The following is a 12,432-nucleotide window of genomic DNA, read 5'->3' as shown; positions in this document are numbered from 1 at the left end:
GTCAGACCCTCTGGCTCGTGTGGAAATCGACATCACGGCTGACGAGACGTTCGACACCCGCCGCCGCTTCACTCAGCCGCGCGCGATAGCCGGTGATGCCCCGTGCGAAGAAGTTGTAGATCACAACCGCCGGAATAGCCGCCACAAGGCCGAGCGCCGTGGCAAGCAGCGCCTCGGCGATCCCCGGTGCGACCACGGCGAGGTTCGTCGTTTGCGATTCCGAAATCCCGATAAAGCTGTTCATGATCCCCCAGACGGTGCCGAACAGCCCGACGAAAGGCGCGGTCGACCCGATCGTCGCCAGAATGCCCGTCCCGACCCCGGCACTGCGGCCAGCGGCAGAGACGATACCGCCAAGATATGAGGAAATCCGTTCTTTCAGCCCGTCAGCCCCCGCCGTCGCCAGAGCCGGGGCCGAGCGTTCGACCTCATGGGCCGCCACGCGCAGCATCCGGCTGGCCGGATCGCTGTTGCGGAGCGAGGCGGAAACCGCGTCATTCAGGCTCGACGCATCTGCGATCAGCCGCGTGGTCCGGCGGGCATTGCGGTTCGCGCCCCAGATCTCGAAGAATTTCACGACAAGGATCGTCCATGTCACGACCGAGGCGAAGGCAAGGCCGATCATGACCGCCTTCACGACAATATCGGCCTGCATGAACATGCCCCACGGGGTCAGATCATGCGGCAGGCTGTCGCCGGAAAAGCCGAAACCCTCGAACAGCCCCCGATCTTCTTCGGGTGCTGCTTCTTCAGTTGCGGCGTCTGCTTCGGCTTCCGCCGCATCGGTCGTGGCGGATACAGCTTGCGCCGGTGCCTCGGCCTCGGTTGCATCTTCTCCGCTGTCGGCTGCCACAGCTTCTTCGCTGTCGGCTGCCACTGCGCTGTCGGCGGCTTCGGACGCTGTCCCGGCCTCGTCCGAAACCTCAGTCGCCGTGCTTTCTACTGCGGCAGATGCATCCTCCGATGCGCTGTCCGCATCGCTTGCGCCTTCGGCAACGGTTTCTTCGGTGGTGGTCGGCGCGGTTACTGCTGCGCTATCCGGCTGCGCATCAGCAGCCGCCCCGGTTGCACCGCTATCGGTCTGCGTGGTCGTGACCGCCTCCGCCTCGACAGCGCTCTCGGTTGCGGTCGACTGGGCAATCACGGCTGCGGGCGACATGATGGTGAATGTCGCGGCTGCAAGGGTGGTAAAAATTCTGCGGGACGGCTGAGGCATCTTGAGCTCACTTAATTCATAAGCAGGGCAGCACGGCGGCTGTGTCGTCACCGCGTATTTCAAATCTGACTAATACTGTCAACATAACGAATCCATGTCCCGGACAGCCAGCATGTGCTGTGTAAATCAACAGCACCCTGCGACATGCTGCCCTCATCGGCGCATAAAATTGGCGACATGTCGCCGAGCTTTGTCCGGCTGCGTAAAATTCCGCCCAAACCGTCTTGTTGCGGCAATGTTTCTTGCCGCATACAGCGCGATGAATTAACAGCCCGCAGTCGGCTCTCCACTTGGTATCCACGCTTGAAACGTCGTTTTTTTCTGAGCTCTCTCTCCGCGCTCATGGCCGCGGGCGCGGCGACGCGAGGGATCGGGCAGTCCGCAGACAACAGCATCGATGCGGCGTCCGTCCAAACTGTCGACCCTTTCGGTTTTGAAAGCGTCGCGGCACTGGCGGCTGCGTTATCGTCACGCGATTGGGTCAATCCGTCGGCACCGCTGACCGGACCTTTCAAGGATATTGATTACGACGCCTACCGCGCCATCCGGTTTCGCCGGGAGGAAGACCCCTGGGCAGGGACCGCGGGTTTCGGTGTGGATCTTCTGCCGCCGGGAATGATTTTCCATGAACCGGTGAAGATCAACCTCGTCCGCAACGGCGTTCCGCAACCGGTCCCGTTCGATGCCTCGAAATTCGACTTCGATCCGGCATTCTTCGCTGAAGACGCCAGTCAGTCGACGCCGGATCAGATGGGCTGGTCAGGTTTTCGCATCCGCCACAATCTGAACCGCCCCGATGTCATGGACGAACTCGCGGTGTTTCAGGGCGCGTCCTATTTCCGGGTGCTGGGTCGCGGCAACAGCTATGGGCTGTCGGCGCGCGGTCTGGCGATCGGAACCGGCAGTGCCGAGGGCGAGGAATTCCCGGTGTTCCGCGAATTCTGGCTGCACGACCCGGATACCGAAAACGGTCGGATCACCATTCAGGCGCTGCTGGACAGCCGCTCGGTCGCGGGGGCCTATGAATTTGTGATCACACCCGGCAGCCAGACATTGCTGACCACGCGGGTGGCGCTGTTTCCGCGCACGGAAATGGCGCGGGTCGGCATTGCGCCGCTGACGTCGATGTACTGGTTCGGACCCGCCGACGGCGCGGCTTTCGACGATTACCGCCCGGCGGTTCATGACAGCGACGGGTTGCAGATGATCACCGGCTCCGGCCAGCTTCTGTGGCGGGCGCTCAGCAATCCGGCGAAACTGCAGATGTCGGCGTTCGTCGATGAAAATCCGCGCGGTTTCGGGCTGATCCAGCGCCGTCGGGATTTTCGCGATTATCAGGATGCGGAGGCGCGATACGAACGCCGCCCCTCGGCGTGGATCCAGCCCATCGGCGATTGGGGCAAGGGCAGCGTGTCGCTGATCGAGATCCCGGTCGAAAGCGAATTTCACGACAATATCGTCAGTTTCTGGCAACCCGCCGATCCTCTGGCAGCCGGCACCCGGGCAGATTTCGCCTATCGCCTGGGGTTCGGGGCGGATGTGGTCGAAGACAGCGCGCTGGCACAGGTGGTTTCCACCCGCTCGGGCCGTTCGATCAACAATGAAAACGCCCGCAGTTTCGTCATAGATTTCGACCTGTCGCTGTTCGAAGGCCGGGACGATCCGGTCGCCGTTGTCAACGCCAATCGCGGCCAGATCGAGCATCCCTATCTGCTGCGCCTGCCCGAGGCGGGGCTGATGCGTCTGGCCTTCGACTACCGGCCCGACGGGGCGACCGTGTCCGATCTCAGCGCGGTTCTGAAGGTCGCGGATGGCGGGAACCTGTCCGAGATGTGGCTTTATCGATGGTCGGCGGACTGATCCATGATCCGACCCGAACCGCAGATCACGCCCGAGCCTGCCAACGCCGCGCCACAACCGGCAATGCCGCCCGATGCGCCGCTTGCCATGCCGGAGCAGGATTTCCGCGCGCGCGCCCTTTCCGGTCCGGCCAGACAAGCCGTCGCCCCCGAGGTGTGGCTGGCACGGCTGATCGCCTTTGGCGGTGCCGTCGTGATCGGCGCGCTCGGGGCGTGGCAGATGTGGGCGGCGTTCGGAACGAATATCCAGCCGATGCAATATGTGCTGCTTTGCCTGTTCACCATCACCTTCACCTGGATCGGCTTCAATTTCTGTTCGATGCTCGCCGGGCTTCTGGCGCGCCAGCATGAGACGCCCGCCGAGGATGGCACTGCCCGCATCGCCATCGTCATGCCCATCTATCACGAAGACCCTGTCGAAAGCCTCGCCCTGCTCGCCGCGCTGGCTGACGAGGCCGCGGCGGCAGGTCTGGCGCAGCGGGCCGAGATAATCGTGCTTTCAGACAGCAACGACCCGGATTTCTTTCCCGCCGAGGCGCTGGCGGTCGCGAAATTGCGGGCCGCCTGCCCCCTTCCCGTCTGGTATCGCCGCCGGACGCAGAATAACGGGCGGAAGGCTGGCAATATCGCCCAGTTCATCCGCAGATGGGGCGCGCGCTATGATCAGATGATCGTGCTGGATGCCGACAGCGTCGTCTCCGGCGAGGTGCTGCGTCAGATGTCGGCACGGATGTCCGCCGACCCGGCGCTGGCGCTGATCCAGACCGTGCCGATGCTGATCCACGGCCAGACGATCTTCGCCCGCGCCACGCAATTCGCCAACCGCGTCTACGGCCCGCCCGTGGCACGCGGGGTCGCGGCATGGTCGGGGGATAACGGCAATTTCTGGGGCCATAACGCGCTGATCCGCGTCCCCGCCTTCGCGGCGTGTTGCGGGTTGCCGGAGCTTCCGGGCCGCGCACCGTGGGGCGGGACGATCCTGTCGCATGATTTCGTCGAGGCCGCATTGCTGCGCCGGGCGGGCTGGAAGCTGCGGCTCGACTGGGACCTGCGCGCCAGCTATGAGGGCAGCCCGCCGACGCTTCTCGATATGGCGGTGCGCGAACGCCGCTGGGCTCAGGGCAATCTGCAACATCTGCGCGTCATGGGCGCACGCGGCTTTACCGCCATCAGCCGGGTGCATTTCGCCATCGGTATTCTGGGCTTCCTGATGAGCCCGATCTGGCTGGCAATGATCCTGACCGGGCTTGTGCTGACCGCGAATGTGATCCTGTCCAGCCCGGTCTATTTTCCCTCGACCTATCAGCTTTTTCCGGACTGGCCGACATTTGACGCACGTCGCATGGTCTGGCTGCTCGCCGCCTCCGCCGCGCTGCTTCTGCTGCCGAAATTCATCGCCATTGGCCGGGCATGGCGGCGTCCGCTGGCCGCAGGCGCGGGCGGTCACGGGCATATCTTCCTGAGCGCGATTTGCGAGATTTTGCTGTCCGCCCTCATCGCGCCCGTTCAGATGCTGATCCAGACGCGGCAGATCGGGGAAATCCTGCTCGGGCGCAGTTCCGGCTGGGAAAGCCAGGTCCGCAAGGGGTTCATGCCGTCCTGGGGCGTGGTGATCCGGCGGCACTGGGCTCATGTCGTGGCCGGTCTGGCCGTCACGGTCACAATTGCCTATCTCTCGCCCGCGCAGCTGGTCTGGCTGTCACCGATCCTCGCCGGTCTGATCCTTGCGCCGCTGACCTCACGCTGGAGCGCCTCGGCCGTGCTGGGCCGCTGGGCACGCGCGGCAGGGCTGCTGGTCACCCCGGAGGAGCGTAATGTACCGCCGGTGATGGCCGCATCGGTCAATCAAGCCCGCCATCTGCGCGGCAAGGCCGACCCGATGACCACGCTGGGCCGGGACGCGACTGCCCGCGCTGCCTATGCAAGCATGATCCCCGCCCTGCCCCGGCGCGCGACCGCCGAGCGGCTGGACGAGATTTCTGCCGCGGCCAAGATCGCCGCCGCCGAAAACCGGTCGCAGGCGCTGAGCTTTCTTGATGGTGCCGAACGTCGTGCCTTGCTCGACAATGCAGAACTGCTCGACAGCTGGTCGGACCTGCCCGAATAATGAACCGGATCATCGCTCTCGATATGCTGCGCGGCTATGCGCTGGTGGCGATCATGCTGGACCACATGCCGGACAGCGCGTTGCGCCGCTATACGCTGTCCAATTTCGCGGTATTCGACGCGGCTGAACTGTTCGTGCTGTTGTCCGGTTTCCTCGTCGGGCTGGTCTGGCTGACGGTCGAGACGCGCGATGGCAGGCGGGCCGCACAATGGCGTTTCCTGCGCCGTGCCGTTCAGGTCTGGCTGGCGCTGGTGCTGGGCGGGGTGCTGATGGCGCTGACCTCTCGCCTGCTGTTCGAGCTGGACATGCCGCATACCGCGATCTGGTCGCAATATGCCCGCTGGGTCATCGAGAACCCGCTGGGCTATATTGGCACGCTGGCGACCATGTGGATGCAGCCGAACCTGCTGGATGTGCTGGCGCTGTATGTCGTGGTGCTGGCCTTCGTGCCGCTGACCGTGCCGCTGCTGAAGCGATACCCGTGGGCCTTCGCCGCCGGATCGGCGCTGATGTGGTATTTTGCCGAGCCGCTGAACGCGATGCTGCCCAATCATCGGTCGCAAGGCGGGATGCTGTTCAACCCGTTCGGCTGGCAGGCGCTGTTTCATGCAGGCGTCGCAATGGGGCTGTTCCGGCAGCAATTCATGCCGGTTCTGCGCCGCCATGCGCGGCTGCTGACCATTCTTGCGACGCTCATCATGATCTACAGCCTTGGTCTGGCGCAGTTGTGGCGGCACGGGCCGGAGATCAAGCAATATTGGGAGGTGCTGCGCGCACCCTTCGGCGCCATCAACAAATGGTCACTCGATCCGGTGCGGTTCACTGCCATTCTGGCGGCGGCATGGCTGGTCGCAGTGCCGCTTTCAGGGCTCTTCGCAAGACTCGCCGGAACCGCATTGGGGCGGGCGCTGGCGACCATCGGGCGTGGCGGGCTGGTCTCTTTCGTGGCCTGCGTGATCCTGTCGGTTCTGGGCGACGCGCTGATGAACATGAACGGCGATCCCGGCTGGTCCCGCAGCCTTGCCGTCGACCTCTGGACGCTCGGCGCGCTCTGGCTGGTGGCCGAACTGAACGCACGGCGGTCGACACGGTCCCGGCAGCCGAACCGCGCCGGGGCATAGGCAAAAACCTGCGCCGCCGTGACGTAAGGGCAACGCCGTGGCCCGTGCCATCTTAGCGCTGTTGCAATCCGAAGCCCGGCTGACATAGATAGACGCATATCCGCGTGAAGGCGGATATTGCTGTGGTGACCGGGCCCCTCTGGCGGATGTGGCGGCACATTCGTGATGTCGGCACTCTACCTGTCACGAGCCGCTTGGGACTTCTGCAATGCAGATCAATCCAACTTGTCCGCCCGCAACGGGCGTCGTTCACTATTTCAAATGGGCCTTCATCGTCACCATCATCGGGCTTGCGCTTGGCGCAGCACTCGGCTGGCAGATGACCGGCAGTTTCGGCGGCATGCTGTCGGTGTTCTTCATCTGCGCGGTTCTGGCGGTGCTGGAAATCTCGCTCAGCTTCGACAACGCCATCGTCAACGCCAATAAGCTGAAAACCATGACCCCGGTCTGGCAGCGGCGCTTTCTGACCTGGGGAATCATCATCGCTGTATTCGGGATGCGGGTCGTCTTTCCGCTGCTGATCGTGGTGATCGCGGCCAAGATCGGACCGTGGGAGGCGCTGGTTCTGGCGGCCGCGAAACCCGCCGAATATGCCGCGATCATGCGCGATGCCCATCTGCCGATTGCGGCGTTCGGCGGCACTTTCCTGCTGATGGTCGGGCTGAGTTTCTTCTTTGACAGCGACAAGGACGTTCACTGGCTTGGCTGGCTGGAACGCTGGATGCAGAAATACGCCTCCGTCCGCGGGGTGGAGGTTGCGATTGCGCTGATCGTGGTGATGGTCTTCACCCGGATCCTGCCGGATGAGGAGGCCGATATATTCTTCAAATCCGCCATATGGGGCCTGCTGACCTTCCTTCTGGTGGAGGTGATCGGCGGATTGCTGGACAGCTCGCAGGAGATGCTGGAGGCAGGCGCAAAAGGCGGCATCGGCGCGTTTCTGTATCTGGAAGTGCTCGACGCGTCATTCAGCTTCGACGGTGTGATCGGGGCTTTCGCGCTGACCCAGAACCTGTTCGTGATCGCCATCGGGCTTGGCATCGGGGCGATGTATGTGCGTTCGATGACCATCATGCTGGTGGAAAAAGGCACGCTGACCGAATATCGCTATCTCGAACATGGCGCGTTCTACGCCATTATCGCGCTATCGGTCATCATGTTCCTGCAATCGTTGATCCACATCCACGAGGTCATCACCGGGCTTGGCGGTGCGGCACTGATCGGGCTGTCCTTCTGGGCCTCGATCCGCTGGAACCGGCTGCACGGCCACGAAAAGACCTGACGCCGGTTCTGTGATCACAACCCGTTGCGGTCGAGAAATGCCTCGACCGCCTGGGTCGCCGCATCGCGCAGATCGGGTCGGAATTCCAGCAGCGACAGCGGCGCCCGCTCCTGCTGCTCGAACCCGTGACCGGCATCGGCGTAATAAACCGTGTCGATCATTGCCCCCCTTGCCCGCAGATCCTCGGCCATTTTCAGGCAATCGGCGGCAAGGTTCAGTTCATCCTGACCGGCGATGATCATCAGGACCGGGGGCATATCGCTCCAATCCCCGGCCACGGCCCCGTTCAGCACCCCGCAATAAGGATAAAGCACCACGGCAGCCCCGACCCGTTTCAGCATCTCGCCGGGCGGTGATGGCCATTCGGTCAGGCCGGGGGGCACATCCCGCGTCAACTCGCGGCGCAGGAATTCCAGCACCGTCCAGCCGCCATGCGACGCGCCGAGCAGGACGACATTGTCCTGCTCCGTCTCCGCCATTGCCACGGCCAGATCGCCGGCCCGCTGGGCACCGGGCAGCACCTGACCCACGCAAAGCAGCCGCCAGCTTTCCAACTGATCCAAGCCCCGCGGCTGGTGACTGTCGAGGATCAGCGCATCATGCCCGCGCTCCGCCATGACGCCGCCCCAATATTCCATATTGTCACGAACGCCATCACAGCCCGACAGCATGATCGAACCCGCACCGGAAACCGGCCCATCCGGGATCATCCGCCAGTATTCCGCCAGATCGGCGCGCCGCGCCTCCGGCGTGTCGGTCAGCGCCGCCACCCCGTAAAGATGGCGCAGCGTGTTCGCGCCCAGCCCGGCCACGACCAGAACGATCAGGCCAAGCACGACCCACCACCAGCGGACCCTCACCGGTCGCAGCCCTGCTGCAAGCCGTTATTGCAGACCTGTTTCAACCGTTCGGTGTCCTCGGCGGTCCAGCCCTCCGGTGCCGTCACGGCCTCCCACGCGCCGATATAGTCATGCGCGTAGTAGGAATGCCCATGCCCGGCAGGCGCGGCCAGCGAGAACGCCATATCAAGCGCAAGCTGGAACTGCGTCACAACCGGCATGAACCGCAGATCGGGCGAGACATCCTCCGCCGGCGGCTCCGTCATCCATGCCGGTGGCCGGAACAGCGAGGCGGGTTCGTAGAACACGATCGGATCGCTGGAGTATTGCAGGAACATCAGCCGCATATCCCCCCAACCATCAGGGCCGCCAGCGGGCTTGGTGTGGCTGGCAAAGCGGAATAGCCGCCCCTTGCCCACATCGGGCGCGACATAGGGGCTGCCCGGATTGCGCGCCGCCATCGCCTCGTTCCAGCGGGCCGACGGGAAAGGCGGTCCGGCCCAGAGCGCGCCGTCAATGGGATCGTCCAGCAATGCCTCCAGATCGGTGCCATACATCGACGCCCATGCCCCGAGGCTCAGCCCGTGGATATAGATGCGGGGACGATCGTCCTCCGGCAGGCCGCGCCAGTATTCATGGACGGTGGAGATCAGGCTGCGGGCCTGCTCAAGCCCGGCATTGGTCTCCAGAATAAGCGCCAGCGGCGATTGCAGATAGGAATACTGAACCGCGACCGTGGCAATGTCACCGTCCTGCATATATTCCAGCACATCGAAGCTTCCCGGATCGAGCCAGCCAGTCCCCGTCGGCATCGCGACGATCAGGATTTTGCGATCAAATGCCCCGATCCGCTGCAACTCGGCCAGCGCCATATCCGAACGCGCCTGTGCGGTCTCGGCATTCGCCAGCCCGACATAGACCCGCAGCGGATCAAGCGCGTCCTCGCCGGAAAAGGCCGCGATAGCATCGGCACCGGGTCCGCCATTGATGAAATTGCGACCGGGCTGACCCATTGCGTCCCAGCCGATAAGCGATTCCGCACTGCCGGAGCGCATCGGGTCGGTCGGGCGCGGTTCGTCGGTGTCGAACAGACGCTGCGCGACCGTATAAGTTTCGTCGAAGAACCCGATCATCCGGTCGACAATCCCGTCGCGCGTCACGACGAACAGCAACAGCGCCACGATCAGCAGCCCCGCGACATTCGCAGTCCGCTCCGGCATGAACCGGTACAGCCAGCGGCGCGTCCGGTCGAACAGCATCTTGACCAGCCAACCGAGAACCATCAGCGCGACAAACACCCCAAGGGCGACATAAACCATCTGCACGGTACGGAACGCCGCCAGCGGTTCGAGCTCCATGCGCGCACGAATCTCATTCTGCCAGTTCCCGGCCTCGCTCAGCGCCAGGACGACGATGACCATCACCGGAATCGCCACCAGCACATGCCCCGCGACAAAGGCGCTGCCTCGCAGTTTCGGCAGCTCCATCTGGCGCCAAAGCGACAGCAGCAGTCGTCCGATCATATAGCCGATGGCGGCGACCACCCCGCCCAGCAGCCCCTGCATGAGCCATCCGCGCGGAATCAGCGATGGCGTCAGCGAGGCGGAAAAAAAGATCAGCCCCAGAAACAGCGGCAGCCAGGAGACGCCAAACGGCTTTTTCCAATTCATTTCAAAATGCCTTTCAGTAACCGGACGCAACGGATCAGTCTGGCCGCAACCAAAGCCACAAAACAGAGCACGGCCCATACATGACACCGGCATCCCGGCGACAACATAACAAACTGTTCAGCCTTGCCAATCACCGGGCAAAAGATCGCGCGAGGATACGTTATCCATAAGACCGGAATACGCGCACTGGACCTGTGCCCGTTCAGATGTCATCCTGCCCCCGTCTTATGCTTGTTTTTTCGGGACCGCGACCTGTCCCTTCCGCACACCCAGGAGGTTGCATGTTTCAGAAAACAGACCCGATACGCGGGCTTTTGGGTGTCGTTTTGTCGCTCCTGCTGGTGACGCTGGTCGGGCGGTTGATGATCGTCGGCAAGTCGTTCCTGCTTCCGATCATCCTCGCCGTGATCTCCGTCTACATCCTCGTCGCCGCGACGGAGGCGCTGCGCCGCACACCGCTGACCCGGAAACTGCCCGAATGGGCGTTGCGGATGCTGGTGCTCATCGGGTTTCTGATCATCGTCGTCTGGTTCGGCAGCGTCATGGTCTCGACCGCGAGCCAGGTGAACGAGCGGCTTCCCGAATATCAGGACAACCTGACCGGGCTTTATCATGAAGTGACCGGGATGCTGGGCCTCGACGCCAGCCCGGACCTGCAAGAGGTTTTCAAAAACGTCCGCGAGTCACTGCCGCTGGGTGAGGTCGCGGGGATGATCCTCGGCTCCATCAGCTCCGCCGCCGGGCTGATCTTCATGGTGACGATTTACGCCATGTTCCTGATGGGCGAACGTGGCGGCTTTGCCCATAAGATCGCCGTAGCCCTGCCTGGTGACCGCTCGAAGCGCGCGGGCAAGATCATTTCCGACATCAACAGCTCCATCAGCAGTTACATCGCCGTCAAGACACTGGTGAACGCCACGCTGGGCGCGATCTCCTTCTGCGTCATGTGGGTGATCGGCGTCGACTTCGCCCTGTTCTGGGCAATCCTGATCGGGGTTTTGAACTACATCCCCTATGTCGGCTCGTGGCTGGGGGTCATCTTCCCGGTCCTGCTGTCGATGGCGCAGTTCGGATCGGTCGAGAAAACCCTGCTCGTCGCGGCCTTGCTGACCGGGGCGCAGCTTTGGGTGGGCAACTCGCTGGAGCCACGCATGGTGGGCCAGCGCGTCAATATGTCACCCTTCATCGTCCTCGTGGCACTGGCGCTCTGGTCCTCCGTCTGGGGGATCGCCGGGGCCATTCTGGCGATCCCGCTGACCTCGATCATCGCAATAATCATGGGCAGTTTTGAATCCACCCGGCCCTTTACGGTACTGATCGCCCAAGACGTGACCCCGTTTGAAACCGACACAACCGCCGAGGCGCACAACTGACCGCGTCATCACGACGCCCGGAAAGCGCCCCGGCGAGACTTGCCGAAGTTTAAGAAACCTGAAAATTGTCAAACACATGAATATCAAGGGGACAACAATATGAAATCCTGGCTTCCGATTCTGGCCGCTGGCTGCGCCGCAATGCTGGGCGGCCTGCTGGCGCTGATCAACCCGACCGGGGCAAGCGTCACCACCGTCACACTGGTGGCGTGGGTTTTGTTGATCGTGGCGGCGTTTCAGTTCTGGGCCGCGTATAAATCAGAAACCAACGGTGCCCGGATCCGCGCCGGCGCAATCGGCGTCGCGGCATTGTTCCTGTCGTTGTCACTGTTCTTCGGCAACCCCGCGGAAAGCTGGCTGATCCGCACACTGGTCGGATTGCTGCTCATCGCCTCGGGCGCTGCGAAAATATACGCATCGCGCGCCATGTCCGGCAATGACAATATGCCGCTGGTGGTCGGGTCGGGTGCCGTTTCCGTGGTTCTCGGTCTGGTCATCTGGTTCGGCCTCAACCTGAATTTCGGCACCATTCTGGGGCTGGAACTTCTTGCCAGCGGCCTCGCCCTGATCCTTCTGGCGATGCAACGGAAGGCGCATGGCTGACAGAAGAAATGCGCGGCTGAAGCCGATATACGACCTTTGGGCGGGGCTTCTGGCCGCATTCTCCACCCCTCGCGTCCGGGCGCTGGTGGTGCTGACCGGTTTCATGATCGGGATCGCATCGGTGTTCTATAGCTGGGTCGAGGGGTGGGGCTGGATCGACTCGATCTATTTTTCGGTCATTACCATTTCGACCGTCGGATACGGCGATTTTGCGCCGCAAACATTATTCGGCAAGCTTTTTACGATTTTTTATGTCCTGTGCGGGCTGGGCGTGTTCGTCGCCACAGCCACCGCGATTGCCGACAGTATCATCAACCGGGCGGAAGAGCGGGGACCGCGCGAATAGCGGTCCCGCCACCGGG

11 protein-coding genes are annotated in these 12,432 nt (G+C 63.0%); 7 read left to right on the top strand and 4 right to left on the bottom strand.

The genetic code is table 11. From position 1 onward, the window contains the following. Position 1 precedes the first annotated feature (1 nt). The gene (gene exbB / locus PAF12_RS05625; protein ID WP_271109061.1) at positions 2 to 1,159 is read right to left on the bottom strand and encodes a tonB-system energizer ExbB; all 1,158 of its coding nucleotides are present in this window, start codon (positions 1,157 to 1,159) and stop codon (positions 2 to 4) included. 116 nt (positions 1,160 to 1,275) lie between these two features. Next, positions 1,276 to 1,560: a hypothetical protein gene (locus tag PAF12_RS05620; RefSeq protein WP_271109060.1), complete on the bottom strand. Its 285-nt coding sequence runs from the start codon at positions 1,558 to 1,560 to the stop codon at positions 1,276 to 1,278. Between PAF12_RS05620 and PAF12_RS05615 the strand changes: the two genes are divergently transcribed. The 4 genes from PAF12_RS05615 (at position 1,559) to PAF12_RS05600 (ending at position 7,585) form a co-directional block, all read left to right on the top strand. Beyond that, on the top strand, positions 1,559 to 3,076 hold the full coding sequence (locus PAF12_RS05615) for a glucan biosynthesis protein (RefSeq protein ID WP_271109059.1): 1,518 nt from the start codon (positions 1,559 to 1,561) through the stop codon (positions 3,074 to 3,076). The genes PAF12_RS05620 and PAF12_RS05615 overlap by 2 nt on opposite strands. Positions 3,077 to 3,079: 3 nt before the next feature. Continuing rightward, a complete protein-coding gene (mdoH, locus tag PAF12_RS05610; RefSeq protein WP_271109058.1) occupies positions 3,080 to 5,182 on the top strand; it encodes a glucans biosynthesis glucosyltransferase MdoH in 2,103 nt (700 codons plus the stop codon). Continuing rightward, positions 5,182 to 6,303, top strand: a complete 1,122-nt coding sequence (locus tag PAF12_RS05605) for an OpgC domain-containing protein (protein ID WP_271109057.1) — start codon at positions 5,182 to 5,184, stop codon at positions 6,301 to 6,303. Before mdoH ends, PAF12_RS05605 begins: the two co-directional genes overlap by 1 nt. Before the next feature lie 208 nt (positions 6,304 to 6,511). Further along, positions 6,512 to 7,585, top strand: a complete 1,074-nt coding sequence (locus PAF12_RS05600) for a DUF475 domain-containing protein (protein WP_271109055.1) — start codon at positions 6,512 to 6,514, stop codon at positions 7,583 to 7,585. 14 nt (positions 7,586 to 7,599) lie between these two features. Here PAF12_RS05600 and PAF12_RS05595 read toward each other — a convergent pair whose 3' ends face one another. Both PAF12_RS05595 and PAF12_RS05590 read right to left on the bottom strand, forming a co-directional pair. Then, positions 7,600 to 8,445 carry a dienelactone hydrolase family protein gene (locus PAF12_RS05595; RefSeq protein ID WP_271109054.1) on the bottom strand — a complete coding sequence of 282 codons (846 nt, stop codon included), beginning with the start codon at positions 8,443 to 8,445 and terminating at the stop codon, positions 7,600 to 7,602. Beyond that, positions 8,442 to 10,094 carry an alpha/beta-hydrolase family protein gene (locus PAF12_RS05590; protein WP_271109053.1) on the bottom strand — a complete coding sequence of 551 codons (1,653 nt, stop codon included), beginning with the start codon at positions 10,092 to 10,094 and terminating at the stop codon, positions 8,442 to 8,444. The genes PAF12_RS05595 and PAF12_RS05590 overlap by 4 nt, the downstream gene beginning before the upstream one ends. A gap of 281 nt (positions 10,095 to 10,375) precedes the next feature. On the opposite strand from PAF12_RS05590, the gene PAF12_RS05585 reads away from it, so the two are divergent. The 3 genes from PAF12_RS05585 (at position 10,376) to PAF12_RS05575 (ending at position 12,416) form a co-directional block, all read left to right on the top strand. Further along, positions 10,376 to 11,467 (top strand): AI-2E family transporter, encoded by a 1,092-nt coding sequence (locus PAF12_RS05585; RefSeq protein WP_271109051.1) that lies wholly within the window; start codon positions 10,376 to 10,378, stop codon positions 11,465 to 11,467. 99 nt (positions 11,468 to 11,566) lie between these two features. Further along, complete coding sequence (locus tag PAF12_RS05580; RefSeq protein ID WP_271109049.1) at positions 11,567 to 12,070, top strand: DUF308 domain-containing protein; 504 nt, start codon at positions 11,567 to 11,569, stop codon at positions 12,068 to 12,070. Then, on the top strand, positions 12,063 to 12,416 hold the full coding sequence (locus PAF12_RS05575) for a potassium channel family protein (protein WP_271109048.1): 354 nt from the start codon (positions 12,063 to 12,065) through the stop codon (positions 12,414 to 12,416). The genes PAF12_RS05580 and PAF12_RS05575 overlap by 8 nt, the downstream gene beginning before the upstream one ends. The last annotated feature ends 16 nt before the right edge of the window (positions 12,417 to 12,432 follow it).

This window comes from Paracoccus sp. SCSIO 75233, assembly GCF_027912675.1.
In the GTDB taxonomy this organism is placed as follows: domain Bacteria; phylum Pseudomonadota; class Alphaproteobacteria; order Rhodobacterales; family Rhodobacteraceae; genus Paracoccus.
Note: the sequence above shows the minus strand (reverse complement) of the source record. Positions and strands in the feature narration are given on the sequence as shown.